This is a genomic window from Azospirillaceae bacterium, from assembly GCA_028283825.1.
In the GTDB taxonomy this organism is placed as follows: Bacteria; Pseudomonadota; Alphaproteobacteria; order Azospirillales; family Azospirillaceae; genus Nitrospirillum.
In genome coordinates this window covers 154087-180980 of the sequence record JAPWJW010000002.1, presented here as the reverse complement: position 1 = coordinate 180980, position 26894 = coordinate 154087, and the positions used below count along the sequence as shown (strand labels likewise).

Annotated in this window: 20 protein-coding genes; 17 read left to right on the top strand and 3 right to left on the bottom strand. The window is 68.4% G+C overall.

Features of this window, described 5'->3' with window-relative positions; genetic code table 11:
* The first annotated feature begins 342 nt into the window (after nucleotides 1-342).
* Nucleotides 343-2391 carry a M1 family metallopeptidase gene (locus PW843_09590; GenBank protein MDE1146859.1) on the top strand — a complete coding sequence of 683 codons (2049 nt, stop codon included), beginning with the start codon at nucleotides 343-345 and terminating at the stop codon, nucleotides 2389-2391.
* A 43-nt stretch (nucleotides 2392-2434) separates the two neighbouring features.
* On the opposite strand, the gene PW843_09585 is transcribed toward PW843_09590, so the two are convergent.
* Nucleotides 2435-4606 carry a multicopper oxidase domain-containing protein gene (locus tag PW843_09585; protein ID MDE1146858.1) on the bottom strand — a complete coding sequence of 724 codons (2172 nt, stop codon included), beginning with the start codon at nucleotides 4604-4606 and terminating at the stop codon, nucleotides 2435-2437.
* Between the two features lie 74 nt (nucleotides 4607-4680).
* On the bottom strand, nucleotides 4681-5025 hold the full coding sequence (locus PW843_09580; GenBank protein ID MDE1146857.1) for a DUF1810 family protein: 345 nt from the start codon (nucleotides 5023-5025) through the stop codon (nucleotides 4681-4683).
* A 214-nt stretch (nucleotides 5026-5239) separates the two neighbouring features.
* Between PW843_09580 and PW843_09575 the strand changes: the two genes are divergently transcribed.
* The 8 genes from PW843_09575 to PW843_09540 all read left to right on the top strand — a co-directional run bounded on the left by PW843_09575 (nucleotide 5240) and on the right by PW843_09540 (nucleotide 13734).
* Nucleotides 5240-6169, top strand: coding sequence for a 2-dehydro-3-deoxygalactonokinase (locus tag PW843_09575; GenBank protein MDE1146856.1), 930 nt, complete (start codon nucleotides 5240-5242; stop codon nucleotides 6167-6169).
* Nucleotides 6170-6180: 11 nt separating this feature from the next.
* Nucleotides 6181-6810, top strand: a complete 630-nt coding sequence (locus tag PW843_09570; GenBank protein ID MDE1146855.1) for a 2-dehydro-3-deoxy-6-phosphogalactonate aldolase — start codon at nucleotides 6181-6183, stop codon at nucleotides 6808-6810.
* 93 nt (nucleotides 6811-6903) lie between these two features.
* Nucleotides 6904-8469, top strand: coding sequence for a sodium/sugar symporter (locus tag PW843_09565; GenBank protein ID MDE1146854.1), 1566 nt, complete (start codon nucleotides 6904-6906; stop codon nucleotides 8467-8469).
* A 4-nt stretch (nucleotides 8470-8473) separates the two neighbouring features.
* Nucleotides 8474-9400, top strand: coding sequence for an SMP-30/gluconolactonase/LRE family protein (locus tag PW843_09560; protein MDE1146853.1), 927 nt, complete (start codon nucleotides 8474-8476; stop codon nucleotides 9398-9400).
* Between the two features lie 31 nt (nucleotides 9401-9431).
* Nucleotides 9432-10175, top strand: coding sequence for a FadR/GntR family transcriptional regulator (locus tag PW843_09555; protein MDE1146852.1), 744 nt, complete (start codon nucleotides 9432-9434; stop codon nucleotides 10173-10175).
* A 169-nt stretch (nucleotides 10176-10344) separates the two neighbouring features.
* Nucleotides 10345-10734, top strand: coding sequence for a methylglyoxal synthase (locus PW843_09550; protein ID MDE1146851.1), 390 nt, complete (start codon nucleotides 10345-10347; stop codon nucleotides 10732-10734).
* Nucleotides 10735-10879: 145 nt separating this feature from the next.
* Nucleotides 10880-11407, top strand: a complete 528-nt coding sequence (locus tag PW843_09545; GenBank protein MDE1146850.1) for a (2Fe-2S)-binding protein — start codon at nucleotides 10880-10882, stop codon at nucleotides 11405-11407.
* Entirely contained in the window at nucleotides 11404-13734 is a 2331-nt protein-coding gene (locus PW843_09540) for a molybdopterin-dependent oxidoreductase (protein ID MDE1146849.1), read from the top strand. The genes PW843_09545 and PW843_09540 overlap by 4 nt, the downstream gene beginning before the upstream one ends.
* Before the next feature lie 40 nt (nucleotides 13735-13774).
* Here PW843_09540 and PW843_09535 read toward each other — a convergent pair whose 3' ends face one another.
* Entirely contained in the window at nucleotides 13775-14347 is a 573-nt protein-coding gene (locus PW843_09535) for a DUF4142 domain-containing protein (protein MDE1146848.1), read from the bottom strand.
* Nucleotides 14348-14506: 159 nt separating this feature from the next.
* On the opposite strand from PW843_09535, the gene PW843_09530 reads away from it, so the two are divergent.
* The 8 genes from PW843_09530 to PW843_09495 all read left to right on the top strand — a co-directional run bounded on the left by PW843_09530 (nucleotide 14507) and on the right by PW843_09495 (nucleotide 26779).
* Entirely contained in the window at nucleotides 14507-15130 is a 624-nt protein-coding gene (locus tag PW843_09530) for an SIS domain-containing protein (GenBank protein ID MDE1146847.1), read from the top strand.
* A 116-nt stretch (nucleotides 15131-15246) separates the two neighbouring features.
* Nucleotides 15247-17052, top strand: coding sequence for an HAD-IIIA family hydrolase (locus PW843_09525; protein ID MDE1146846.1), 1806 nt, complete (start codon nucleotides 15247-15249; stop codon nucleotides 17050-17052).
* Nucleotides 17053-17205: 153 nt separating this feature from the next.
* On the top strand, nucleotides 17206-19194 hold the full coding sequence (locus PW843_09520) for a peptidase M61 (GenBank protein MDE1146845.1): 1989 nt from the start codon (nucleotides 17206-17208) through the stop codon (nucleotides 19192-19194).
* A gap of 484 nt (nucleotides 19195-19678) precedes the next feature.
* On the top strand, nucleotides 19679-20233 hold the full coding sequence (locus tag PW843_09515; protein MDE1146844.1) for an XRE family transcriptional regulator: 555 nt from the start codon (nucleotides 19679-19681) through the stop codon (nucleotides 20231-20233).
* Nucleotides 20234-20479: 246 nt separating this feature from the next.
* Complete coding sequence (locus PW843_09510; GenBank protein ID MDE1146843.1) at nucleotides 20480-24112, top strand: hydantoinase B/oxoprolinase family protein; 3633 nt, start codon at nucleotides 20480-20482, stop codon at nucleotides 24110-24112.
* Nucleotides 24112-24786: a DUF969 family protein gene (locus tag PW843_09505; protein ID MDE1146842.1), complete on the top strand. Its 675-nt coding sequence runs from the start codon at nucleotides 24112-24114 to the stop codon at nucleotides 24784-24786. Before PW843_09510 ends, PW843_09505 begins: the two co-directional genes overlap by 1 nt.
* On the top strand, nucleotides 24783-25742 hold the full coding sequence (locus PW843_09500) for a DUF979 domain-containing protein (GenBank protein MDE1146841.1): 960 nt from the start codon (nucleotides 24783-24785) through the stop codon (nucleotides 25740-25742). The genes PW843_09505 and PW843_09500 overlap by 4 nt, the downstream gene beginning before the upstream one ends.
* An 8-nt stretch (nucleotides 25743-25750) precedes the next feature.
* A complete protein-coding gene (locus PW843_09495) occupies nucleotides 25751-26779 on the top strand; it encodes a DUF2891 domain-containing protein (GenBank protein MDE1146840.1) in 1029 nt (342 codons plus the stop codon).
* Nucleotides 26780-26894: the final 115 nt, after the last annotated feature.

Sequence of the window (26894 nt, the reverse complement as noted above, 5' to 3'; positions counted from 1 at the left end):
TCCTGAGGGATATGCCCCACCGCTGCCGGGCCCGCGTTCGGGTTTATTGGGCTGGAGCCAGCCGTGCGACAAGTCGCCCCACGTATTGGGGGCCGTTTTGTGACGGTTCCCGCCCAACCCGAGGCCGGAAACCGGAATCCACGAAATCTTACAAACCCTTGGGTGCCGCGTGAAACCGTTTTCAGGGGGTTTCGCCGGGGCGCGGAATGACCCATGATGCGGATTGTGACACCAACGGAATGGTGTTGCGATGGTAGCGGTCCCATTCCGAGATGCGACCCGGTCGCATGGGGCCTATCCCTTTTCCGCGCCCCTCTTCCGTCCGAAGGTTGCCATCCCTTGATGACGTCGCCCTGGCTTCGCCGTACCACCCTTGTCATGTTCGCCCTTGGTTCCCTGGTTCCAACCCTGGCCCCAACCCCGACGGCGGCCCAGCAGGCGACTCAGCGGCTGGAAAAGCCGGCGGACCCGGAGCCGCCCCTGGCCACCGCCTACCGCCCGTTCGAGGCCTTCGCCGCCCTGACCCTGCCGCAGGCGGTGAACCAGTACCGGTCGGGCAGCGGCGTGCCCGGGCCGGCGTATTGGCAGAACCGTGCCGACTATGACCTGCACGCCCGGCTGGACCTGTCGCACGCCGACGCGCCGGCGCTGAACGGCAGCGAGGTCATCCACTACACCAACAACAGCCCCGACGCGCTGGACCGGCTGTGGCTGCAACTGGACCAGAACATCTATCGCGCCGACGCCCGCGCGGCCGTGGCCAGCGGCGGCCGGCCCCGCCGGGGCGTCACCGACGGCTTCGTCATCACGGCGGTCGCCATCGACACGGGCGACGGCAAGGTGGCGGCCGTGCCCTTCCATGTCGACGACACGCGCATGTGGGTAGACCTGCCCCGCTTGGTCGCGGCCAAGGGCGGCAAGATCGCCCTGCATATCGACTACAGCTACACCATCCCCGGCACCTGGGGCGGGCGCACCGCCCACACCCCCACCAAGAATGGCGAGATCTATGAGATCGCGCAGTGGTACCCGCGCATGGCCGTCTATGACGATTTGCGCGGCTGGGACACCCTGCCCTATCTGGGGTCGGAGTTTTATCTGGAATACGGCGACTTCGACTACACGGTCACCGTGCCGTCCACCATGCTGGTGGCGGGGTCGGGTGAGTTGGTGAACCCGAAGGAGGTGCTGACGCCCACCCAGGCCACCCGCCTGGACCAGGCGCGGGGCAGCGACAGCACCGTGCTGATCCGCACCCCGGAAGAAGTGACGGATCCCAAAAGCCGGCCGCGCCAGGATGGCGAGCTGACCTGGCACTTCCGCATGAAGAACACGCGCGACGTGGTGTTCGCGGCCTCCAACGCCTTCGTCTGGGACGCCGCCCGCATCAATTTGCCGGAGGGCAAGCACGCGCTGGCCATGTCGGTCTACCCGGTGGAGGGCGTGGGCCCCGACCGCTGGAACCGGTCGACGGAATATCTGAAGGCCTCCATCGAGCATTTCTCCAGCCAGTGGTTCCCATATCCCTGGCCGGCGGCCGTCAATCTGGGCGGCCATGGCGCCGGGATGGAATATCCGGGCATGGTGTTCGACGGCTATGAGGACAAGGGCAAGCTGCTGTACTGGATCACCACGCATGAGATCGGCCACACGTGGTTCCCCATGATCGTGGGATCCAACGAGCGGCGCGACGCCTGGATGGACGAGGGCTTCAACACCTTCATCGACGTCTACGCCCAGGACGCCTTCAACCATGGTGAGTTCGCGCCCAAGCGCGACGGCGAATACGCCCCCGGCGGCGGCAACCCGGTGGACGAGATCCTGCCGCTGCTGACCGACGTCGCCGCACCCAACGTCGTCGCCGCCCCCGACGGCATGACGGAGAAGTACCGCCACCCCGTCACCTATTTCAAATCGGCCTTGGGCCTGGTGCTGCTGCGCGAGCAGATCCTGGGGCATGAGCGGTTCGACGCCGCCTTCCGCCGCTATATCCGCGCCTGGGCGTTCAAGCACCCGTCGCCGTCCGACTTCTTCCGCGCCATGGAGGATGGGGCGGGCGAGGACCTGACCTGGTTCTGGCGCGGCTGGTACTTCAACAACTGGGCGGTGGATCTGGCCGTGCGCAAGGTCGCCTACGCCGACGGCGGCCCCGACAAGGGTGCTGTGGTCACCCTGGCCTCATTGGACCGCCTGGTCATGCCCGCCACCCTGCTGGTCGAATACGCCGACGGCAGCCAGCGCACCGTACGCATTCCTGTGGAGACCTGGCGGGGCACGGCGGAGGCCACCATCCGCCTTGACGGCGGCCCCGCCATCCGCCGCGTCACCATCGACCCCACCCACGCCCTGCCCGACACCAACCGGGACGACGATGTGTGGGAGATGAAGTAAGGATGGGCCGCCGGCAACCGCCGGCGGCCGCGCCTCTTTCCCGTCAGTGCGGCGTGTGGTCGGGATGTCCGGCACCTCGGACGCCAGCCGGCGCCGGGCCACCCACCGGTTCATCCATGTGTACATGGCGCGAGGGCGTGGCCTGGTCGGCCGCCACCATTTCCACCAGTTCCATCATGCCCGTATCCTCATGATTGGTGTTGTGGCAGTGCATGACCATCTGGCCGGTGTAGTCCAGCGCCTGGCTTAGGAACTGCACCACTTCACCATAGTTGTTGACCGACTGGCTGGCGTTGGTCAGGCCCTGCGGGAAGGCGCAGTTGCCGCCGCCCATGGCCGGTGCGCAGTTGATCAGCACCGTGTCGCGCCAGATGGGATAGGCGTAGTCCACGATGCCGCGCCGGAACACCTGGAAAGAGTTGGTGTGGATGTGGAACATGTGGGTGTCGGCGGCACTCTGCACCCCCCACAGGTTCGTTTGGTTCAGGGCCAGGATGCGTTGCGGCCGTTCCGGCGTGAAGGGCCGGCCGTTGACGACCGAAGCGCCGCCCGTGCTGCTGGCGTAGGTGCCGCTGGTGAAGCCGAACACAACCCCCTGGGTGGGGGAGGTCGGCTCGCCCGCCGTGCCCTTGAGATTGGCAGGCGTGTACAGCGCGTTCAGCTGGGTTTGCGTGGGCAGGGCGGTGGAATAGCCGCCGCCGGCGACGACATTGACCGTGAGGATCACCGTGCCGCCCTGCCCCGGCTGGCACAGGCTGGCCATGGTGGGCTGCAGCACCGGCGGGTTGAAGGTGTCGGCCGCCGGGACGGTGCCGGAGGTCGAGACCAACTGATAATTGCCCGGGTTGGTGGGCGGCGCCATGGCCAGACCCGCGGCGCCCGCCGGCTGAATCAGCTGATAGGTGCCGGCGGCCGCGGGCGCCTGCATCATCAGATCCAGTCGCTGACCCGGGGCCAACAGCAGCAGTTCATTGTTGATCACGCCGTTGCCGTCGGGGTTCGGGGCCGGCGCCGTCAGCGCGATGGGCAGGTCGGGGCCGCCGGTCGGGACGGGACGGTGGATGGGCACGCCGTCCGCCGTCAGAACGTAGGGGGTGGGGACGGTGGCGCCGGCCCCCGTCGCCGGCACCAGGCACATGGGCACGACGCTGCCAACCGTGGCGTTGACCACCCGCCACAGCTGCACCTCACCCGTCCGCATCGTGACGGTGGGCGACAACTGGCCGTTCACGGACAACTGGCCGTTCACGTTGTTGACGGCGACCGGCGTCTTCGACCCGTGGGGATAGACGCAGGTGCTGCCATTGGTGCCGTAGACACCGGAGCAGGTGATTTTCAATGACGCGGAGGCCGATGCGCCCTGGAGCGTACCGGCCTGGATGGCCTGGATCACCATCACCTTTTCCGCAGCACCCTGGACGGCGGGCAGACTGTCGATGCCGTTCACCGGATCCTGGACGATCAGGGCGCCGGCCTCGCCATTGGACAGCTGGTAGGCGACCGAGCCGTGCTTGTGCGTGTGGTACCAATAGGTGCCGGCCGGGTGCTGGGCCGGGATCTTGATGGAATAGTCGAAGGCGACCCGCTGGCACAGGTCCTTGTCACCCATGTGCCTGGCACAGGAATCGATGGTCGCCTGGTCCGTCCCCACCGGGTAGAGGCTCAGCAGCACGTTATCGGAATTGCCCTGGGGGCTGACGTGCAGGCCGTGGGTGTGCAGGTTCACCACGTCCAGCCCGTGCGGCACGTCGCTGGACATGAAGCCATCGCCCTGGTCCACGCTGAATGTCAGCAGATTGGCCATGAGGACGTTCAGGGTGTCGCCGGGATGGACCCGGATGGTCGGCCCGACCAGCAGTTCCGACGTGGTCGGCACGGGCGTGGACGCCCGCGTCTCACCTTTGAGCCCGGCCGCCTTCGCCGCGTCCACGCGCTTCTTGGCCAGCGTCCCCCGGCCTTGGGCACCCGATGATTGGGCGCCTTGGCCGCCGAAGCTGACGAACGCGTTGGCCTGCACCGTCAGGCTTGCCCCCGCGCCGTTGGGCACGGTGTAGACCTCCGGCGCCAGGACAAGGAAGGATATGCCATCCAACTGCGGGATGGCCGGCGGCATGGCCAGTTCCAAGGTCTGGGCGCGCGCCGCGCCAACCGCCGCCAACAATCCGGCCGCCACCATGGCGGCCGGCAATTTCCGGAATGCGTTGATGGATGACATAAGCCCGCCCCCTTTTGCGTTTCCCCGTTGGGGAAACTACCCGAAGGGCAGGCACCCATCCACATCTATACCACTTATGAATGCATTTCTTCAGTCGCGCAGGTCAGCCGCAATGTCGCCGCATCCGGCGTGCCACCGAAGTACTTGTCCAGCGCGTCCTGGAACAGGCTGTCGCAATTGCCGGCCGCCAGGTGGAACAGCGTCATGCAGGAGCGGAATTTCAGGGCGTCCACCGGCCCGAAGACCGCCACCGGATCCCGGCCCGGCAGTTCATTGACCAGCGCCGTCATTTGCCGCAGCCGGCCGCCCAGGATGGTGTGTTCCAGATAGGCCCGCGCCTCATCCACCGAGGCCAGCGCATAGCGTTGCGACGTCGCACTGGCGCCCAGGCCGGCCACCTGGGGCGGCGCCGGCCGCAATTCCGCTTTACCACCCCTATATTGTCCGATAAATCATACCCAAACCTCGGGTCGTGGCCCGGGGCATCAAGGAATTCGGGGTGGGAAACGGCGGGTGCGGGGCCTCAATGGGCCCGGTCGAGCGCTGTCCGGCCATCACCCACCTTGCGCGGCTTTGGCCCCGGGGGTATCCCGGCATGCCGCATGGCGCGTATCGCCCGGGAGTCGCAGTGGAATGAGCACGCCTGTTTTCATCGCCGGTGACTGGGGCACCAGCAATTTGCGCCTGTCGCTGGTCGATGCCGACGGCGCCGTGCTGGACACGCGCACCGGTCCCGGTGCCGCGGCCGTGCCGGCCGGCGGTTTCCCCGACACGGTGCGCGGCCTGCTGGCCGATTGGGATGTCGCCCACGGCAAACTGCCCCTGCTGCTCTGCGGCATGGTGGGATCCACCCTGGGCTGGGTTGAGGTGCCCTACGCGGCCGCACCCGCCGGTGCTGCCGAGATCGCGGACCACCTGCATCCCATCGACCTGGACGGCCGCAAGGTCTACATCGCCCCGGGGGTGAAGGGCTTGAACCTGCAGGGCGCCCCCGATGTCATGCGGGGGGAGGAAACCCAGGTCCTGGGCGCCCTGATCACCCACCCGGTATTGGCGACGGGCGATCATCTGCTGTGCCTGCCCGGCACCCATTCCAAGTGGGTGGACCTGGCCGACGGCCGCATCACCGGTTTCACCACCGCCATGTCGGGCGAAATCTACGCGCTGCTGTCCCGGCACAGCACCCTGGCGCGCGGGGCCGCACCCTGGGACGGCACGCCCGACGCCGGTTTCCGCCAGGGCCTGGCCCGGGTGGCCGAGGCCGGCGCCGATGTCCTGCACCTGCTGTTCGAAACCCGCGCCCGGCAGATGGCGGGCGTGCTGTCGGCGACGGACGCCCTGGGCTTCCTGTCCGGCCTGGTCATCGGCGGCGACGTGGCCGCCACCCTGGCCCGGCATCGCGCCCTGGGCCGGCCCGCACCCACGCGGGTCGTGCTGGTGGGCGCGCCGGCCCTGAACACCCTATATACCCTGGCATTGGCCAGCCACGGCATCGCGTCGCTGGCGCTGGACGGTGCCCAGCAATCGACGGCCGGCCTGCTGGCCTATTTCCGTCGCCTCTGAAGGAAGACGTCATGACTGAAGCCTGGTTGAAGCAGCTGCCCGTGGTGGCCATCCTGCGCGGCGTGAAGCCGGAGGAGGCCGTCGCCGTCGGCACCGCCCTGCACGCCGCCGGCATCCGCGCCATCGAGGTGCCGCTGAACTCGCCGGAGCCGCTGCGCAGCATCGAACGGCTGGTGAAGCATTTCGGTGACGATTGCCTGGTGGGCGCCGGCACGGTGCTGACCCCGGACCAGGTGGGCCAGGTGCATGGCGTGGGCGGCCAGCTGGTGGTGTCGCCCAATGTCGATACCGCCGTCATCGCCCGCACGGTCAGCCTGGGCATGGTCTCCATGCCGGGCTTCTCCACCGCGACGGAGGCCTTCGCCGCCATCGGCGCCGGGTCAAGGTACCTGAAGCTGTTCCCGGCCTCCAGCCACGCGCCCGGCCATGTGAAGGCGCTGAAGGCCGTGCTGCCGCCGGACGTGGGGGTCTATGCGGTGGGTGGCGTCACGCCGGCCAATTTGCAGGATTGGGTGGATGCGGGCGTCACCGGCTTCGGCTCCGGCGGCGACCTGTACCGACCGGGCATGGATGTGGGGTTGATCGGGGAACGCGCGGTGGCCCTGGTGGCGGCTGTGCGCACGGTTTTGAAGTTGGCCTGACCCGGATTTTGTCCGCCGGCGCCCTAGTGATCGGGCGCCGGCGGACAAGAACGCCGGTCCTTAAAAGAATAGATCATAGAGGGGGGTGCGCCGATGGGTTTGGCGACGATCGACATCGCGGTGCTGGGCGTCTACGCCGTGTTCATCTTCCTGCTGGCCCAGTGGGTGTCGCGGGAAAAGGCCGGGCATGAGAAGAACGCCAAGGACTATTTCCTGGCCGGCCGTTCGCTGCCCTGGTGGGCCATCGGCGCCTCGCTCATCGCCGCCAACATCTCCGCCGAACAGATCATCGGCATGGCCGGTTCCGGCTACAAGGTCGGCCTGGCCATCGCCTGCTACGAATGGATGGCGGCGCTGACCCTGATCCTGGTGGGCAAGTTCTTTCTGCCCATCTTCCTGGAAAACCAGATCTACACCATGCCCCAGTTCCTGGAGCAGCGGTACGGCCCCAGCGTGCGCCTGACGCTGGCGGTGTTCTGGCTGGGCGTTTACGTTTTCGTCAACCTGGCCTCCATCCTGTGGCTGGGGTCCATCGCCGTGCACGCGGTGGCGGGCGTGGACCAGATGACGGCGCTGGTGGTGCTGGGCGTCTTCTCCTGCGCCTATTCGCTGTTCGGCGGCCTGAAGGCGGTGGCGCTGACCGACATCGTGCAGGTCACCCTGCTGGTGCTGGGCGGCCTGATCATCGGTTACCTGGCGCTGAACCAGATCTCTGGCGGCCAGGGCGTGCTGGCGGGTTTCCACCAGCTGACCCAGGCGGTGCCGGACAAGTTCCAGCTGATCCTGACCAAGGACAACCCGAACTATAAGGACCTGCCCGGCATCTCCGTCCTGGTGGGCGGCCTGTGGGTCATGAACGTGTCCTACTGGGGCTTCAACCAGTATATCATCCAGCGCGCGTTGGCCGCCAAGTCGATCCGCGAGGCGCAGAAGGGCGTGGTGTTCGCCGCCTTCCTGAAGCTGCTGATGCCGGTCATCATCGTGCTGCCGGGCCTGGCGGCCCTGCTGCTGGTGCCCGACCTGGCCACGCCGGACCAGGCCTACCCGGAAGTGATGAAGATGCTGCCCGCCGGGCTGAAGGGCCTGGTGTTCGCCGCCCTGGTGGCGGCCATCGTCGCCTCGCTGGCGTCCAAGATCAACAGCGTGGCCACCATCTTCACCCTGGACCTCTACGCCCACGCCAAGAAGAACGCGACCCAGCATCACCTGGTGGCCGTCGGCCGCATCGTCAGCGTGCTGGCCGTGATCATCGGCATCGTGGTGGCCAAGCCGCTCCTGGGCAACTTCGACCAGGCCTTCCAGTACATCCAGGAATTCACCGGCTTCTTCACGCCGGGCATCTGCGTGATCTTCCTGCTGGGCATGTTCTGGCCGCGCGCCAACGCGGCGGGCGCCCTGACGGCGGCCGTCGGGTCCGCCGTGCTGTCGCTGATCCTGAAGATCTGGCTGCCCGAACTGCCCTTCATCGACCGCGTCGGCGTCACCTTCCTGGCCTGCCTGGCCGCGGCGGTGGTGGTGTCGCTGGTGGCACCCGCCCTGCAGCCCGGCCAGATCAAGGTCAAACTGAAGGGCATCGACTATTCCACCAGCACCAGCTTCAACCTGGGTGCGCTGGTGGTGCTGGTGATCGTTTCCGCCCTCTACATAACCTGGTGGTGAACCCATGAGCCTGAGGATAGACGCGCCGCTGATCGCCACCTTCCCCATGGGCAACACCCTGGGCGAAGGGGTGACCTGGGACCAGCGCGACCAGTCGCTGTGGTGGTCCGACATCCACGAACGGCGGCTGCACCGCCTGGACTGGGCCAGCCGGACCATCGAGACGTTCGATGCCCCCGAACGCGTCTGTTCCTTCGGCCTGGTCGAGGGCGATCCCCAGCGCCTGGTGGTGGCGTTCGAATCCGGCTTCGCCCTGTTCACCCCCCGCACCGGCCATGTCGATTGGCTGGTGCGGCCGGACCTGGCGGCGGGCGTCCGCTTCAACGACGGCCGCGTCGACCGCCAGGGCCGCTTCTGGGCCGGCAGCATGGTGGAGGATGAGGCGGCGCGTGAGTCCCGAAGCCTGGCCGGCGCGCTCTACCGCCTGGATGGGCGCGACCAGGCCACGCCCCTGGTGCACGGCGCCCTGATCTCCAACAGCCTGTGCTGGAGCCCGGACGGGACGTCCATGTACTACACCGACGGCCCCACCCGGCAGATCCGGGTGTTCGACGTCGATCCCGCCACGGGTGCTCCCGGCAATGAACGCGTGTTCGTGACGACGGCGGAGGGGGCCTATCCCGACGGCGCCAACATCGACGCCCACGGCCATCTGTGGAGCGCGCAGTGGGGTGCATCCCAAGTGGTGCGGTACAGCCCCGACGGCGGCGTGGCGGGCGTGCTGCCCATCCCCACGCCGCGGGTCACCTGTGTCGCCTTCGGCGGGCCGGATCTGGGCCTGCTGTTCGTCACCACGGCGCGTGAAGGCATGAGCGACGACGAAATTGCAACCGATCCACAGTCGGGCAACCTTTTCGTTTATGATACCGGTATCGCGGGCGTGCGCGGCCTGGTGGACAATGAGTTTAAATTATCCACGGCGGGGCTATAAGCTGGTTCCGGAAACGCGTTGGGGAGGCGGTATGATTGCCAAGTTTCGGGGCCAGAACCTGACGTTCAGCATCGTCCAGGATCTCGGGGCGGCGATCGTCACCGGGACCTACAGCGCCGAAAAGCCCTTCCCCATCGAGGCCGAGCTTTGCAAACACTACGGCGCCAGCCGCAGCGTCCTGCGCGAGGCGGTGAAGATGCTGACCGCCAAGGGCCTCCTGCGCGCCCGGCCCCGCCAGGGCACCTGGGTGGAGCCGGAGGAAAGCTGGAGCCTGCTGGACCCCGACGTCTTGCGCTGGATCCTGGAGCGCAAATTCTCCCTGCCCCTGCTGGCGGAATTCACCGAGATCCGGCTGGCGGTGGAACCCCTGGCGGCGCAGCTGGCCGCCGCCCGGGCGACGCCGGAGGAAAAGGCCGCCATCAAGGTCGCCATCGACCGCATGTATGCGGCCGAGCAGGGGGAGGATGATCCCCTGACCACCGACATCAACTTCCACGTTGCCATCCTGAAGGCCAGCGGCAACCGCTTCTACCTTCAGCTGCGGGAACTGATCGACACCGCCCTGCGTTTCAGCATCCGGCGCACCAACCAGCGCAAGGGCGTGCGCCTGGCCAGCGTGGCCGACCACGCCGCCGTGGCCGACGCCATCCTGGCCGGCGACCCGGCCCGCGCCGAGACGGCCATGCGCTCCCTGATCCAGGAGGCGCTGGATCTGCTGACCCGCGGCGATGAGGCGGAGCCCAAGCCCGCCGTGGCCGAGCCGGCGCTGATTTGATTGCCGGAATATGGGTCGCGGCGGCATGAGCCCGCTCATGCCGTAGGCCCCGACTGGGGCCGCCGGAGATTTCCGGGCAGCGTCAAGCGGACTGGGAATCGAGGATTAGCCAAGCCGGCGGATGTCGGCGCCCGGCGCCTGAGGGCACAAAAAAAACTGGAGCTTAAGAATGCGTGAGGACGGCCGCCGCGCCATCGGGCTGATCGCCCATGACGGCAAGAAACAGGCGATGGTGGATTGGGCGCTGGCCCATGCCGGCTTCCTGCGGGCGGGCAAGCTCTACGCGACCTCGTCCACCGGCGCCCGCCTGGAAGAGGCGATGGACGGCCTGGACATGACCCGCTTCCGCAGCGGGCCGCTGGGCGGCGACCAGCAGATCGGCGCCCTGATCGTGGAGGGCGGCCTGGACATGCTGATCTTCTTCGTCGATCCGCTGGGCACCCTGCCGCATGACGTGGACGTGAAGGCCCTGATCCGCCTGGCCACCCTGTGCGACCTGCCCTTCGCCTGCAACCCCGCCACCGCCACGCTGCTGGTCGGCTGCATGACGGCGGGCTGAGGGGCCTGGCCCAGCACGCCGCCGCATTCATGAAAGCCGTTCATAGGCTTATCCTGTTCCACCCCCCTAATGGCGGGCCGCCCCGCTCTTTATCTCTGGTCTTTGGCCCCGGTGACGGGCGCCCTGACCGATTGGGGGAACAGGCATGGTCACGATCGTCGTCAATGGCGAAAGGCGGGACGTCCAATCGTCGGCCGATACGCCGCTGCTGTACGTCCTGCGCAATGAACTGAACGTGATGACGCCCAAGTTCGGCTGCGGACTGGCGCAATGCGGCGCCTGCTCCATCCTGCTGGACGGGGAAGAGGTGCGCGCCTGCATAACACCGGTGGACATGGCGGTGGGCAAGGAGGTCACGACGGTGGATGGCCTGGCCGCCCGCTGGGCCAAACAGCGCAAGCTGACGCCCGAGGCGGCGGCCAAGACCCTGCATCCGGTGCAGGAGGCCTGGGTGGATGAGCAGGTGCCCCAATGCGGCATCTGCCAGTTCGGCATGATGATCAAGGTCACCGAATTGCTGGAGCACAATCCCAGGCCCAGCGACGCCGACATCAAGGAGGCGCTGACCAATTCCGGCCCGTCGCCCCACCTGTGCCGCTGCGCCAGCTACGCCGCCATCCTGGAGGGGGTGCACCGCGCGGCCCAGATCATGGCCGGGGGGGACGTGGGATGAACCACTGGCAATCCACCCAGGACCGTTCCATCCATGGTGCTGCGCTCAGCCGGCGCGGTTTCCTGGCGGCGGGCGGCGCCCTGGTCGTCGCCGTCGCCATGAAGCCCGGTGCGGCACCCGGCGCCCCCGCCACCTCCCTGGACGCGACGCGGCCGGCCTCGTGGATCGAGATCCATGCCGACGACACGCTGCTGATCCGCACCGGCAAGTGCGATTTCGGGCAAAGCTCCATCTTCACCGCCTATCGCCAGATCGTGGCGGAGGAATTGGGCGTCCCGTTCGAGGCGATCACCACCGTGGTGTCCGGCGATACGGACCGCACGCCCGATGGCGGCGGCACCTTCGGCCTGCTGCGCACCAATGTGATGAACCTGCGCAAGGCCGCCGCCTACACGCGTGAGGCCGCCCTTGAACTGGCGGCCCAGCGCTTCGGCGTGCCGCGCGACCAGGTGACGGTGGCGAACGGCGTGGTCGCCGGCGGCGGCAAATCCGCCACCTACGGCCAGCTGGTGGCCGGGCAGGATCTGCGCCTGACCATCCCCGTGGGGGGTGAGCTGACGGGCTTCGGCGGGCTTCAGGTGCTGGGCACGCCACCGCTGAAGCCCACCGCCGACTACACCATCGTCGGCAAGCCCTATAAGAACACCATCGTCCGTCCCAAGGTGTCGGGCGAGACGGTCTGGGTGGGCGACGTCAAGCTGCCGGGCATGCTGCACGCCCGCGCCGTGCACCCCGCCACGTTGGGTTCCAAGCTGGTGGCCGCCGGCAAGGTGGACAAGGCGCAGTTCCCCGGCGCGCGTGTGGTGGTGATCGGCAACCTGGTGGCGGTGGTTTCCGAAAACGAGTGGGAGGCGGTGCAGGCCGCCCAGCAGGTCGCCGCCGATACCAAATGGACGGAATGGAAGGGGCTGCCCGGCCATGAGGGGCTGCGCGACCATCTCCGCCAGTCGGTGAAGTGGGACGAGGTGCCGGCGGGCAAGGGTGGCGCCAACAAGGGCGACGTGGTGGTCGCCGCCGCGAAGACCCATGCCGCCGCCTATTTCATGCCCTATCTGAAGCACGCCCCCATCGGCCCCACGGTCTCGCTGGCCGATGTGCGGCCCGACGGTTCGGTGACCCTCCACACCCACACCCAGAACCCGCAATACCTGCGTCACCTGATCGCCAAGATGCTGGGCCGGGCGGAGGATGCGGTGGTGATCCGCACATATCCGGGCCCTGGGCATTTCGGCCGGTCGAACGGTGGCAATGCCGGGTCGGAGGACGAGGCGGTGCTGCTGTCGCGGGAACTGGGTCGGCCGGTGCGCGTGCAATGGATGCGGGCCGACGACATGCAATGGTCCACCCAGTCCTCGACCTCGCAGGCCGACATCACCATCGGCCTGGACGGCAAGGGCCGCATCGTGTCCTACCAGGCTGACCACAAGGGCCCGCCCATGCAGGACGACCGCCCCATCGGCGCCATCCTGGCCGGCCTGCCCACCATCGATCCGCCGGGGCCGGACAACAAATCCCCCGTCCACGGCGCGGTGATGAACATCGCTGACCGCTGGGTGTATGGTGCGGTGCCGAATGTGGCCGAGATCGGCCACGGCACCTATCAGATCGGCCAGCGCGAATCGCCCATCGGCGTGGGTCTGCGCGACCACAGCATGCGCACCCCCATCCAGTTCCAGCAGAACTTCCCGCGTGAGGTCGCGATCACGGAAGCGGCCGCCCTGGCGGGCATCGACGCCTTGCAGTTCCGTATCGACCATACGGATGACGGGCGTTTCAAGGCCATCCTGGCCCGCCTGCGGGAAGAGAGCGGGTGGACCACCCGGCCATCGCCGGCACCCCACGCCCGCGCCACGGGTGACGGCGTGGTGCGGGGGCAGGGTGTTTCCATCATGCTGCGCGATAACGGATACTGGGCCTGCGCCGCCCATGTCGCGGTCAACCCCGCCACGGGGGAGGTGCGGGTGGAACGGCTGACCATCGTCGTCGATCCGGGCATCGTGGTGAACCCGCTGCAGCTGCGGCGGCAGGTCCAGGCGGGCAGCCTGATGGGCGTCAGCCAGGCCCTGCATGAGGAGGTCGCGTTCGATCAGGGTGGTGTCACGTCCGAGGATTGGACCGGCTATCCCATCCTGACGATGGCGGAAATTCCGGACGTGAAGGTGGTCCTGGCCCCGAAACCGGATGTCGGCGTCTACGGCCAGGGCTCGGAAAGCGCCAACGCCTTGGCCGCCCCCGCCATCGCCGGCGCCTTCTTCGATGCCACGGGCAAGCCCGCGCGCCGGATTCCGCTGCGACCGGAATACGTCAAGGCGATGCTGGCGACCTGACGGTGGGCGGCCTCTGCGGAGGCCGCCCTGTCCGGTGCCCTTACTTGTCCAGCGCCTTGGCCATGTCCAGGTGGTGGGCGATGGCCGGTTCGGTCTTGGCGGCCCAGTCCTTCAGGGCCGCGTTCTCCCCGCCCTTGGCATAGCGCTGGAAGGCGCTGTCGGCGTCCTTGTGCGCGCTCACCTGGTCCTCATGGTATTGCTTCAGGAAGTCGGTGCCGGTCAGGCCCTTCAGCTTGTCCAGTTTCTTCTGGTGGGCGCTGTCCAGGGCCGTGGGGATGGTGGCCTGCACCGTGCCGCCGGTGACGATGGCCTTCAGTTCGGCCGAGGTCTTGGTGTGGGCGTCGATCATCCGGGTGGCGAAGTCCTTGGTGGATGGGTCGCCCTGCTGCTGGGCCAGCTGGCTGGACTCGATCTCGAACATGTCGCCGATGGCGGCCTCCTTGACGAAGTCCTCCGTCCGCGGGGTGACGCCCAGCACGGAATTGGCGCCGGTCTTCTCACCCACCGATTTCGCCTTGTCGCCCACGCTTTCCTGGGCCGATGCCAGGGCCGGGGTGAAAAGCATCAGGCATAGGGCGGCGGTGGTGGTCGCCTTGGCGCTGGGGATCCTCATGATGGCTGCTCCTCGCTGGGAAGGTGGGTCGCCGGCCTAAGGGCGCCCGATCCCCAGCAGAAGTGCCGAGCCGCCCGTCCGGTTCCCCACATCCCCGTACCGCCCGGCCACCCTTCGGTGTTATTTTCACCGTAGGATGGAGTTGCGGCGGCGGGGCCGATGCTGAAATTTCCGAACGCGCGTTATGACGATTGCGGCGCCTACGGCGACGATTATTTCGAACAATTGGCGCAGGCTGCCGCCAGCGTGGACCGGGCAGCACTGCACGCCGCCGCCGACCTGCTGGCCCGGACCATCGCCGGTGACGGCATCCTGTACGCCTGCGGCAACGGCGGCTCGGCCGCCATCGTCAACCATCTGGCCTGTGACTGCCTGAAGGGCGTGCGCACCGATACGGGCTTGCGTCCCCGGGTGCACAGCCTGTCGGCCAATGTCGAGATCCTGACCGCCATCGCCAACGACATCGCTTATCAGGACGTCTTCGCCTATCAGCTGGAATCGCTGGGCCGGCCGGGCGACGCGCTGGTTGCCATCTCCTCCTCCGGTGTTTCGCCCAACATCGTGCGCGCCCTTGAGGCGGCCCGGGGCCTGGGCATGGCCACCATCGCCATGACCGGCTTCACCGGCGGGGCCGCCGCGCCGGCCGCCGATGTCAGCCTGCACGTCGATGCCCACAATTATGGCGTGGTGGAGGATGTGCACCAGTCGCTGATGCACATCCTGGCCCAGTACCTGCGCCAGCGGCACATGGACGGCGGCCTGATCGCCCAGCGCAAGTTCTGACCGGCGCCACGTTTCGAGCAGGCGTGGGATTGCGCCGCCGGGGCCCGCCCTCTTATGGTGGCCGCCTGCCGGCGATTGGCGGCGATGGCGACGTTAGGGAGCGGTGCTTGGCCCAGGTGGTTATTCTTGCGGGTGAGGATGAGGCGCGCGCCCTGGTCGATGTGGCCGGCGTGCCGTTGCTGGGCCGGCAGTTGCGCATGGTCGCGCAGTCCACCCTGCGCGATGTCCTGGTATTGACCGGTTCCGCCAGCATCGCCGGCTATTGCGGCGATGGTGGCCCCTGGGGGCTGAACGTTCGCACCGCGCACCGCGGCGATGTCGGCACCCTGCTGGCCGATGTCGTGGTCGTCCTGCCCGGTGATGCCGTGATGGACGTGGATCTGGACCGGCTGCTGGACCATCACCATCGGCATGGCGCCGCGGCCACCCTGCTGCTGCGGCCCGCCGAACGGCCGGCGGCGGCCGACCTGGTCGATCTGGCGGACGACGGGCGGGTGCGCGGCTTCCTGCCCCCGGCACCGGCGGGGAATTTCCACAACCTGGCCTGGGCCGGCCCTTACGTCGTCGCCACCTCGGCGGTGGAGGCCAGCGACCTGCCGGGCCGCCTGATCTTCGACCGCATGCTGGTGGCCGGCCGGCCGGTGCGGGGCTATCAGACCCCTGAATATGTCCGCCGCATCGTGTCGGCCGGTGATCTGGCCCGCGCCCGGGCGGATGTGGCCAGCGGCCATGTCCGGCGACTGTCGTTGCGCCAGGCCCTGCCGGCGGTGTTCCTGGACCGCGACGGCGTGCTGAATGTGGAGCGGGACAGCATCAGCCGGCCGAAGGATCTGGTCCTGGCTCCGGGGGCGGCACCGGCGCTGGCCCGCCTGAACCGGGCGGACTATCGCACGGCGGTGGTGACCAACCAGGCGGTGGTGGCCCGGGGCGGCTGCACCCTGGACGGCCTGGCCGCCATCCACGCCCGGCTGGAAACGCTGCTGGTGGCGGAGGGCGCTTATTTCGACCGGCTGTATTTCTGCCCCCACCATCCGGACCGGAACCTGGCGGGCGGGGTGCCGGCCTTCCTGGGCCCGTGCGATTGCCGCAAGCCGCGGCCGGGCATGGTCCATGCCGCGGCGGCCGACCTGAACATCGACTTGGGGGCGTCCTGGATGATCGGCGACAGCTCCAGCGACATCGGGCTGGCCCGCGCCGCCGGCATCGGCGGCATCCTGGTGCGCGACGGCCATGGCGGCCGTGACGGCAAAAGCCCGGCCGTGCCCCATATGGTGGTGGATGACATGGCCGCCGCCGTCACCTTCATCCTGGACACCTGGCCCCGGCTGGCGCCCTGGCTGGACGGGTTGGCCGCCGGCGTCGCGGCCGGTGAGGTCATCTTGATCGGCGGCACCGCCCGCTCGGGCAAGACCACGCTGGCGCAATGCCTGTCGCTGCGCCTGGGGCAACTGGGCCGGCGCGCGGTGGTGGTCAGCCTGGACAACTGGCTGAAATCGCATGACCAGCGCGGTGAGGGCGATGGCGTGCTGGACCGCTATGACCTGGCGGCGGCGGATCAGGCCCTGACGGCGCTGCTGGACCGGGGCACGCCCGTCACCCCGCCGCGCTACGACGTGCTGACCCGCCTCAGCCACCCGGGGAAGCAGGCCGTGACCCTGGCGCCGGACGACATCCTGATCGTCGAGGGCGTGCCCGCCCTGACCCAGGCGGCCTGGCGCGCGCTGGCGGCACGGCGCTGGTTCGTGGGCGGGGACGAGGACCGGCGCCAAGCCCGCTTCGCGGAGGAGTACCGGCGGCGCGGCTGGCCGGACGACCGCGTGGCCGCGACCTATCAGTCACGCCTGCGCGACGAGCTGCCCATCGTGCTGGCCAGCCGGGATCATGCCGACCGGACCGTCAGCCTGGATGAGGTGTTAGGCTAGGGTGGGGCGCGACATTTCGATCAAGAATTTCGCTATTCAAAATATTAGAGAAACAATACAAGACTTTTGCACATAAATTGGATGGCTGAGCTGGATTCGGCCGTTGGCAACAGGCCTGCGCGGGGGCGGGCCAACAGCATGGGGTTTGTGTACGTGAAGCCTACCGTTCTGTCCCTGGCCGCCGTCCTGGCGGCCGGAACCGCCCTTGTCGGCCCGTTGGCGCTGCTGTCGCCGGCCCTGGCCGACGATGCTCCTGAGGCCGCCCAGGCCCTGCCGCAGCCGTTTCCGCCGGAACCGCCCATCCCCGAACCGCAGGACGTGGCCTATCCCGGCACCATCCGCCTGGCGGTGGACGCCACCGACACCGATCGCCGCATCTTCTGGGTGAAGGAGATGCTGCCGGTGAAGGGGCCGGGGCCCCTGGTGCTGCTGTACCCGAAATGGCTGCCCGGCAACCATTCGCCCACCGGCGCCATCGACAAGCTGGCCGGCCTGATCATCCGCGCCAAGGGCGGCCCCAATGACGGTCAGCGGGTGGAATGGCGGCGCGACCCGGTGGAGATCGCGGGCTTCCACGTCGACGTGCCCAAGGGTGCCACGGCGCTGGACATGGAATTCCAGTTCCTGTCGCCCACGGCGGAAAACCAGGGCCGGGTGGTCATGACCCCCGACATGGTGAACGTGCAGTGGAACGCCGTGGCCCTGTACCCCGCCGGCTATTTCACCCGCCGCATCCCGGTGGAGGCCTCGGTGAAGCTGCCCGACGGCTGGTCCTTCGGCACCGCCCTTGAGGCGGCGAAGGAAACGGGTAAGGACGGTGTCACCACCTTCAAGCCGGTGCCGTTCGAAACCCTGGTGGACAGCCCCATGTTCGCCGGCCGCTACTTCCGCCGGCTGGACCTGGATCCGGGCGGACGCTCGCCCGTGCACCTGGACATCGTCGCCGATCGGCCGGAACTGCTGGAGGCCACGCCCGACCAGATCGCCCTGCACCGCAACCTGGTGGTCCAGGCCGATAAGCTGTTCGGCGCCCGCCACTACGACCATTACGACCTGCTGCTGGCGCTCAGCGACAAGCTGGGCCACATCGGCCTGGAACATCACCGTTCCAGCGAGAATGGCACCACGCCCAATTACTTCACCGACTGGAACAAGTCGGCCGGGCATGACCTGATGAGCCATGAGTACACCCACTCCTGGAACGGCAAGTTCCGCCGCCCGGCGGATCTGTGGACGCCCAACTACAACGTGCCCATGCGCGACAGCGGCCTGTGGGTGTATGAGGGGCAGACCCAGTTCTGGGGCTGGGTGCTGGCGGCGCGCAGCGGCCTGACCACCCACCAGCAGGCGATGGACAGCCTGGCCAGCGTGGCCGCCACCCTGGAAACCCGCGTGGGCCGCGCCTGGCGCGACCTGGAGGACACGACCAACGGTCCGCCGGTCGCCATGCGCCGCCCCGCCCCCTGGGTCAGCTGGCAGCGGGCCGAGGATTATTACGTCGAAGGCCTGCTGGTCTGGCTGGACGCCGACAGCCTGATCCGCGAGCGGTCGGGCGGCAAGCGTTCGCTGGACGACTTCGCCAAGGCCTTCTTCGGGGTCAACGACGGCAGCTTCGTGCCGGCCACCTACACCTTCGACGACGTGGTGAAGGCCCTGAACCAGGTGGAACCCTACGACTGGGCGTCCTTCCTGCGCCAGCGGCTGGACACCCACCAGTCGGCCCCCCTGGATGGCCTGGCGCGCGGCGGCTACAAGCTGGTCTACACCGACCAGCAGCCGCCCGAGGCCAGCCGCGCCGGCGAGGCGCCCGGCTCCCTCGCCATGACCTATTCGCTGGGCCTGGCGCTGGACAAGGGCGGGATGCTGACCGCGGTGCAGTGGGACGGCCCGGCCTTCAAGGCGGGGCTGACCGTGGGCGCGCAGGTGCTGGCGGTCAACGGCGTGGCCTATGACGTTGAACGCATCAAGTCGGCGGTGATGGCGGCCAAGGGCCAGGGCCCGGCGGTGGAACTGATCGTCAAGAACGGCGATCGCTTCCGCACCGTGCGCTTGGACTACCACGGCGGCCTGCGCTACCCGCACCTGGAAAAGGTGGAGGGTCAGCCGGCCCGCCTGGACGACCTGCTGGCGCCCAAGGGCTGATGGCATGACAGCAGCGGCACGAGGACTTTCCTCGTGCCGCTGTAGGCCCCGACTGGGGCCGCCGGAGCGTTCCTGGGAGCCGAAGGCGGACTGGAAAGTGAGGATAGCCCAAGGGCGCGGATGCGCCCGTCCGGCGCCTGGGGGAACACGGACAAAGAAACCCTGCTTCCGGATGCGGCCGGAACCAGAGTTCTTGAAATAAAATGTCCCTGACCAAGTACCTACGCGCAATGCAGGCCCCGCCAACGGGTAATGGTCACGGAACAAAATTATCCTATGGTGGCAACGCTAAATTTTCCGGCTCAAAAATTTTGAGCCAATGCCATTCGTTGACAGGGCTGGGGCGGCCACCGCCCCGGTGGGGGGCCTTAAGGGTATTTCAGGAGGGGGCGTTGGGGGGCAGCCGGTAGGGCCGGGCCTGCCCATTGTGGAAGGTCGAGGATTCCCTATGCAGATTTTGAGTACCCGGACAAAAAAGCCGGCGATGCCGATTGGGGAGCAAATCCGCAAGCGTCGTAAGGAAATGGGCCTGACGCTGCAGCAGTTGGCCGACCGTTCCGGCCTGTCGGCACCCTTCATCAGCCAGGCCGAACGCAACCTCAGCGTCCCGTCGCTGGTGTCCCTGCTGGCGCTGGCCGAGGCGCTGGAGGTCGACATCTCCTTCTTCATGCAGGTGCCCAACACCGGCACCATCGTCCACCGCGCCGCCAAGCCCAACGTCATCGAGGTCGACAGCCCCGTCCAGTACATCGACCTGGCGTCGGACCTGGACGACCGCAAGCTGGACATCATCCTGATGCGGATCCCGCCCGGGCACGCCTTCCCGGTGGACACCCGCAACGGCGAACATTTCCGCTACGTCCTGTCGGGCGAACTGTACGCCACCGCCGGCAACACGCGCACCACGCTGAAGGCCGGCGACAGCATGCATTTTGACGCCCGCATGAAGCACACGGTGGAAAACCGCACGGAGGAAGAGGCCGTGCTGCTGTACGTGGGCACGCCCAGCGTCTTCAAGAAGATCGTGCGGGGGAAGTAGGTTTCTTGTCCTCAGGCGGCGGGCGCGGCCATCCGGCCGCTTGCCTCGTCCTCAATTTCCAGTCCGCCTTCAGCTCCCCGGAAATTTCCGGCGGCCCCGGTCGGGGCCTACAGCGGCACGAGTCAGAATCCCGTGCCGCTGGTTTCATTTTGCGCGGATAATTGGATAAAATATGCGCCAATAGCGCCTTGGCCCTGGCCGCCCGCCCGATGTAGGGTGCGGGCGGCAGGAACAGGGAAAAGTGTCATGGCGCATAGGCATGCGGACGCAACCGGCTGGGAATTCTGGGTCGATCGCGGCGGTACCTTCACCGACGTGGTGGCGCGCCGGCCGGACGGCAAACTGCTGACCGCCAAGCTGCTATCGGAAAATCCTGAGCAATACCGTGACGCCGCCGTGGCCGGCATCCGGTCCCTGTTGGCCGAGCATGCGGATTTCCCCGCATCCATTGATGCCGTGAAGATCGGCACCACCGTTGCCACCAACGCACTGCTGGAACGCAAGGGCGAGCCGCTGCTGCTGGCCATCACCCGGGGCCACGCCGACGCGCTCCGCATCGGTTACCAGGCGCGCCCCCGCCTGTTTGATCGCCACATCCGCGTGCCGGAGGCGCTGTACACCCAGGTGGTGGAGGTGGTCGAGCGGGTGGACGCCGACGGTGCCGTGCTGACGCCCCTGGATGAGGGGGCCACCCGCCGCGACCTTCAGGCGGCGTTCGACGCCGGTTACCGCGCCGTGGCGGTGGTGCTGATGCATGGCTATCGCTTCGACGACCATGAGAAACGGGTGGCCGCCATCGCGCGCGACATCGGCTACACCCAGGTGTCGGTCAGCCATGAGACCAGCCGTTTGATCAAGCTGGTGCGCCGGGGCGACACCACGGTGGTGGACGCCTATCTGTCGCCGGTGCTGCGCCGTTATGTCGACCAGGTGTCGGGCGCGCTGAACGACAATGACGGGGATGCCCGTTTGCTGTTCATGCAGTCCAACGGCGGGCTGGTGGACGCCCGTTCCTTCCAGGGCAAGGACGCCGTGCTGTCCGGTCCCGCCGGCGGCATCGTCGGCATGGTCAGCACGGCGGTGGAGGCCGGGTTCGACCGGGTGATCGGTTTCGACATGGGCGGCACCTCCACCGACGTGTCGCACTACGCCGGCACGTACGAGCGCACCTACGAGACCATGGTGGCCGGCGTGCGCCTGTGCGCCCCCATGATGAACATCCACACCGTGGCGGCGGGTGGCGGCAGCGTCTGTTCCTTCGACGGGTCGCGTTTCCGTGTCGGCCCGGAATCGGCCGGTGCCGTGCCGGGGCCGGTGTGCTATCGCCGCGGCGGACCGCTGGCCGTCACCGACTGCAACCTGATGCTGGGCAAGATCCAGCCGGCCTTCTTCCCCCACGTCTTCGGGCCCGATGCCGACCAGCCGCTGGATCTGGAGGCGGTCACGGCGCGCTTCCGGGACCTCGCCGAGGAGGTGAAGGCCGCGACGGGGGAGGCGCGGACGCCGCAGCAGTTGGCCGAGGGCTTCATCACCATCGCGGTGGAGAAGATGGCCAAGGCCATCAAGGAAATCTCCGTCCAGCGCGGCTACGACGTGGCGCAATACACGCTGGCCTGCTTCGGCGGGGCGGGCGGGCAGCACGCCTGCCTGGTGGCCGACGCCCTGGGCATGAAGCGGGTGATGATCCACCCCTTCGCCGGCGTGCTGTCGGCCTATGGCATGGGCCTGGCCGATCTGCGCGTCATCCGCGACGGCACGGTGGAACAGCCGCTGTCCGCCGACCTGGACCTGGCAACCCCGGCGCGTGCCCTGGCGGATGAGGCCAAGGCGGCGCTGGCGGCACAGGACGTGCCGGTGGCGGCGGTGGAGGTGGAACTGACCGCCCGGCTGAAATACGCCGGCACCGACACCAGCCTGACCGTGCCGCTGGGCGATGCCCAGGCCCTGGCCGACGCCTTCGCCGACGCCCACCAGCGCCGTTTCGGCTTCACCGCCCCCGGTAAGGTCGTGGTGGTGGAGGCGCTGGCGGCCGAGGCCATCGGCCACCCCGGCCGGGGGGCGGCACCCGCCGCCGATCTGGGCGCTGGCGGCGACCTGGCGTCGCTGGCCCAGGTTGAGACCTACATGGCGGGACAGGCCGCCCACACGCCGGTCTATGACCGCGCCCATCTGGCGCCGGGGCATGAGGTTGCCGGCCCGGCCCTGATCCGTGAGGCCACGGCCACCACGGTGATCGAACCCGGCTGGCGCGCCCGGGTGGACGCGCACGCCAACCTGATCCTGGAACGCGTGGTGGCGCTGGCGCCCCGCACCGCCATCGGCACCACTGTCGATCCGGTGATGCTGGAGGTGTTCAACAACCTGTTCATGGCGGTGGCGGAACAGATGGGCTACGCCCTGCAGAACACCGCCTATTCGGTCAACATCAAGGAGCGGCTGGATTTCTCCTGCGCCCTGTTCGACCGCGGCGGCGGGCTGATCGCCAACGCGCCGCACATGCCGGTGCATCTGGGGTCCATGGGCGACAGCGTGCGCGCCATCGTGGATGCGCGCACCCAGGACGGCCGGGGCATGAAGCCGGGCGACGTCTACATGCTGAACGCGCCCTATAACGGCGGTACCCACCTGCCCGACGTCACCGTGGTCATGCCGGTGTTCGATCGCGACGGCAGCCTCTTGGTGTTCGTGGCGGCGCGCGGCCACCAGGGCGACATCGGTGGCATCACCCCCGGCTCCATGCCGCCCAACAGCCGCACGGTGGAGGAAGAGGGCGTCCTGATCGACAACTTCCTGCTGGTGGAGGGCGGCCGCTTCCTGGAGGCGGAAGTGCGGGCCCTGCTGGCTGGTGGTGCCTATCCCGCCCGCAACCCCGACCAGAACATCGGCGATTTGCGGGCCCAGGTGGCCGCCTGCGCCAAGGGGGCGGAGGAGATGGCGACCATGGTGGCCCAGTTCGGCCGCGATGTGGTCGAGGCCTACATGGCCCACATGCAGGACAACGCCGAAGAGGCGGTGCGCCGCGTCATCGACGTGTTGCGCGACGGCACCTTCACCTATGAGATGGACAACGGCGCCGTCATCCAGGTGGCCGTCACCGTGGACCGCGATGCCCGCCAGGCCCTGGTGGACTTCACCGGCACCAGCGGGCAGCTGGAAACCAACTTCAACGCGCCGCTGTCGGTGTGCCGTGCCGCCGTGCTGTACGTCTTCCGCACCCTGGTGGATGACGAGATCCCGATGAACGAGGGCTGCCTGAAGCCCATCGTGCTGAAGGTGCCGGCCGGCTGCCTGCTGAACCCGGCCTATCCGGCGGCGGTGGTGGCGGGCAATGTCGAGACCAGCCAGGTGGTGGTGGACGCCCTCTATGGCGCCTTGGGGGTCATGGCCGGCGCCCAGGGCACCATGAACAACTTCACCTTCGGCGACGACGCCCGCCAGTATTATGAGACCATCTGCGGCGGCTCCGGCGCCGGCGCCGATTTCGACGGCACCAGTGCCGTGCAGACGCACATGACCAACAGCCGCTTGACCGATCCCGAGGTGATGGAGGTGCGCTACCCCGTGCTGGTGGAGGGTTTCGCCATCCGCCGGGGTTCCGGTGGCGCCGGGCGCCATCGGGGTGGCGACGGTGTGGAACGCCTGATCCGTTTCCGCGCGCCCATGACCGCCGCCATCCTGTCCAACCGCCGCCGTGTGCCGCCCTTCGGCCTGGACGGCGGCGAGGCCGGCGCGCCGGGGGTGACGGAGGTGCACCGCGCCGACGGCACGGTCCAGGTGCTGGCGGCCACCGACACGGTGGCCATGAACGCGGGCGACGCCATCCTGGTGAAGACGCCCGGCGGCGGCGGCTTCGGCAAGGCCAAGGGGACTGTTTCCTGATGCTGAGCCTGATCGGCATCGCCATCGTCGCCGCCGGTTTCGCCCTGCGCCTGAACCCGCTGCTGGTGGCGGTGGCCGCCGCCTTCGGTACGGGGCTGGCGGCGGGCATGGACGTACTGGCCATCGTCGCGGCCTTCGGCCGGCTGTTCAATTCCAACCGCTACATCTGCCTGGTCTATCTGTTCCTGCCGCTGATCGGCCTGCTGGAGCGGCTGGGCATCCAGGTGCAGGCCCAGCGCCTGATCGGCAGCCTGAAGGCCGCTACCGTGGGCCGCACCTACCTGGTGTTCTTCGTCATGCGCCAGGCGCTGGCAGCCTTGGGTGCGAAGGACCTCAGCGGCCACGCCCAGATGGTGCGCCCGGTGCTGGCCCCCATGGGCGTGGCGGTGGCGGAAGAGACGCTGGGCCGCTCCCTGGATGGGGCCGAGCGCACCGAGGTGCGGGCCCATGCGGCGGCGGCGGAGAACATCGCCCTGTTCTTCAGCGAGGACATCTTCGTCGCCATCGGCTCCGTCATCCTGATCAAGGGCTATTTGTCGGCCAACGGTATCGAGGTCAGCCCGCTGGACGTTTCCGTCTGGGCCATCCCCACCGCCATCGTGGCGGTCGTGGTGCACGGGACCCGCCTGCTGCTGCTGGACCGGCGCCTGCGCCGCAAGGCGGTGGCCCCATGATCACCATCACCCTGGCCTACGATCTGGCTGGCCTGATGTTCGCCGCCATCGCCTGGGTGGCGGCGCGCGACCGGGGCAACCCGCGCCGGTTTGGCGCCGGGCTGTTCTGGGCTCTGCTGGCGCTCAGCTTCCTGGCCGGCGATTACCTGGGCGACATGGGCAACGGCGTCCTGGTGCTGGCGCTGGCCGCATTGGGCGGCTTCGGCCTGATGGGCCGGGGGACGGAGGAATGCGCGCCGAAGGAGGCGCGCGAGGCCCAGGCCCGCCGCTGGGGCTATTGGCTGTTCCCGCCGCTGTTCCTGCCGCCCATCATCGCCGTGGCCGGCACCGTCTGGGGCCCGCATCTGACGTGGAACGGCCAGCCGCTGGTGGACCCCAAGCAGGGTACCCTGATCTGGCTGGCCGTTGGCATCGTCGCCGTGCTGGCCCTGGTGCTGGTGGTCAGCCGCCGGCGGCCGCCCACCGCGTTGCGCGACGCGCGGCGCCTGGTGGACCTGATCGGCTGGGCCGCCATCCTGCCCCAGGTGTTGGCCGCACTCGGCGGCATCTTCGCCCTGGGCAAGGTGGGTGACGCCGTCGCCACCCTGGTGGGGCAGTACCTGACCCTGGACCACCGCTTTCCGCTGGTCTGCGCCTATACCGTGGGCATGGCCCTGCTGACCGTCCTGGTGGGCAACGCCTTCGCCGCCTTCCCGGTCATGACCTCGGGCATCGCCCTGCCGCTGCTGGTGGGCCGCTTCGGCGGGGACCCGGCGGTGATCTCGGCCATCGGCATGCTGTCGGGTTTCTGCGGCACGCTGATGACGCCCATGGCCGCCAACTTCAACATCGTGCCGGCGGCCTTGCTGGAACTGCCCAACCGCAACGCCGTCATCCGGGTGCAGATACCCACGGCCCTGCTGGTGCTGGCCGCCAACACCCTGCTGATCGAATTCCTCGGCTTTCCCCATTCGTGAGTGATGCCATGACTGAAAGCGCTTTCTCCGGCCTTGATGAGGCCCACGCCGTGCGTTTCGCCGAAATCGCGCTGGGCCACGTGACGCGGGAATACCCCAACGTCATCACCCACATGCTGAACGGGCCGCAGGACATCCAGGCGCCGCGCGCCATGCACCCCATCTTTTTCGGCAGCCTGGATTGGCATTCCTGCGTCCACGGCCATTGGCTGCTGGCCCGCACCCTGCGCCTGTTCCCCGACAGCGCCGTGGCGGACCGCATCCGCAGCCTGTTCGCCGACAGCTACACGCCCGACAAGGTGGCGGGGGAGATCGCCTACTTCCGGCGCCCCAACACTGAAACGTTCGAACGGCCCTACGGCTGGGCCTGGTATCTGCTGCTGGCGGCCGAATTGCGCCACACCGGCATGGGGGCGGTGGGGGCGGCCTGGGCCACGGCGCTGGCCCCCCTGACGGCGGAGATCGTGGGCCGGCTGAAGGTTTACCTGCCCAAGGCCACCTACCCGGTGCGCACCGGCCTGCACATCAACACCGCCTTCGCCCTGGTGCTGTCCATGGCCTATGCCCGCCGCCGGGGTGATGACGGCCTGGCGGCGCTGATCACCCGGACGGCCCAGGCGTGGTATGGCGCCGATGCCGACGCCCAGGTGTGGGAACCGTCGGGCACCGACTTTCTGTCGCCGGTGCTGACGTCGGCCGCCTGCATGGCCGCCGTCCTGCCGCAGGCCGACTTCCGCGCCTGGTTCGCCCGCCTGCTGCCCGGCGTGTCGGCCGGCCAGCCCGTCCCCCTGTTCACCCCCGCCACCGTCAGTGATCGCAGCGACGGCACCATCGCCCATCTGGATGGCCTGAACCTCAGCCGCGCCTGGTGCTGGCGCGCCATCGCCGCCCAGTTGGACCCGGCCGATCCGGCGGCGGCCCAGGCGCTGGCCGCCGCCGACATCCACCTGGCCGACGCCCTGCCGCATTTGGACAGCGACTACATGGGCGAACACTGGCTGGCCAGCTTCGCCGTGCTGGCGCTGGACGGGGTGTGATGGGAGGGGATACGCGCGCCCTCAAGCGCCGGGCGCCAGCATCCGCTGGCTGGGCTATCCTCGGTTTCCAGTTCGCCTATGGCTCCCCAGAAACCTCCGGCGGCCCCGTCGGGGC

Excerpts from the sequence above, each read along its gene's own strand:
- PW843_09590 (MDE1146859.1), top strand. The coding sequence starts at position 343 with ATGACGTCGCCCTGGCTTCGCCGTACCACCCTTGTCATGTTCGCCCTT.
- PW843_09585 (MDE1146858.1), bottom strand. The coding sequence starts at position 4,606 with ATGTCATCCATCAACGCATTCCGGAAATTGCCGGCCGCCATGGTGGCG.
- PW843_09575 (MDE1146856.1), top strand. The coding sequence starts at position 5,240 with ATGAGCACGCCTGTTTTCATCGCCGGTGACTGGGGCACCAGCAATTTG.
- PW843_09570 (MDE1146855.1), top strand. The coding sequence starts at position 6,181 with ATGACTGAAGCCTGGTTGAAGCAGCTGCCCGTGGTGGCCATCCTGCGC.
- PW843_09565 (MDE1146854.1), top strand. The coding sequence starts at position 6,904 with ATGGGTTTGGCGACGATCGACATCGCGGTGCTGGGCGTCTACGCCGTG.
- PW843_09560 (MDE1146853.1), top strand. The coding sequence starts at position 8,474 with ATGAGCCTGAGGATAGACGCGCCGCTGATCGCCACCTTCCCCATGGGC.
- PW843_09555 (MDE1146852.1), top strand. The coding sequence starts at position 9,432 with ATGATTGCCAAGTTTCGGGGCCAGAACCTGACGTTCAGCATCGTCCAG.
- PW843_09550 (MDE1146851.1), top strand. The coding sequence starts at position 10,345 with ATGCGTGAGGACGGCCGCCGCGCCATCGGGCTGATCGCCCATGACGGC.
- PW843_09545 (MDE1146850.1), top strand. The coding sequence starts at position 10,880 with ATGGTCACGATCGTCGTCAATGGCGAAAGGCGGGACGTCCAATCGTCG.
- PW843_09540 (MDE1146849.1), top strand. The coding sequence starts at position 11,404 with ATGAACCACTGGCAATCCACCCAGGACCGTTCCATCCATGGTGCTGCG.
- PW843_09535 (MDE1146848.1), bottom strand. The coding sequence starts at position 14,347 with ATGAGGATCCCCAGCGCCAAGGCGACCACCACCGCCGCCCTATGCCTG.
- PW843_09530 (MDE1146847.1), top strand. The coding sequence starts at position 14,507 with ATGCTGAAATTTCCGAACGCGCGTTATGACGATTGCGGCGCCTACGGC.
- PW843_09515 (MDE1146844.1), top strand. The coding sequence starts at position 19,679 with ATGCCGATTGGGGAGCAAATCCGCAAGCGTCGTAAGGAAATGGGCCTG.
- PW843_09510 (MDE1146843.1), top strand. The coding sequence starts at position 20,480 with ATGGCGCATAGGCATGCGGACGCAACCGGCTGGGAATTCTGGGTCGAT.
- PW843_09505 (MDE1146842.1), top strand. The coding sequence starts at position 24,112 with ATGCTGAGCCTGATCGGCATCGCCATCGTCGCCGCCGGTTTCGCCCTG.
- PW843_09500 (MDE1146841.1), top strand. The coding sequence starts at position 24,783 with ATGATCACCATCACCCTGGCCTACGATCTGGCTGGCCTGATGTTCGCC.
- PW843_09495 (MDE1146840.1), top strand. The coding sequence starts at position 25,751 with ATGACTGAAAGCGCTTTCTCCGGCCTTGATGAGGCCCACGCCGTGCGT.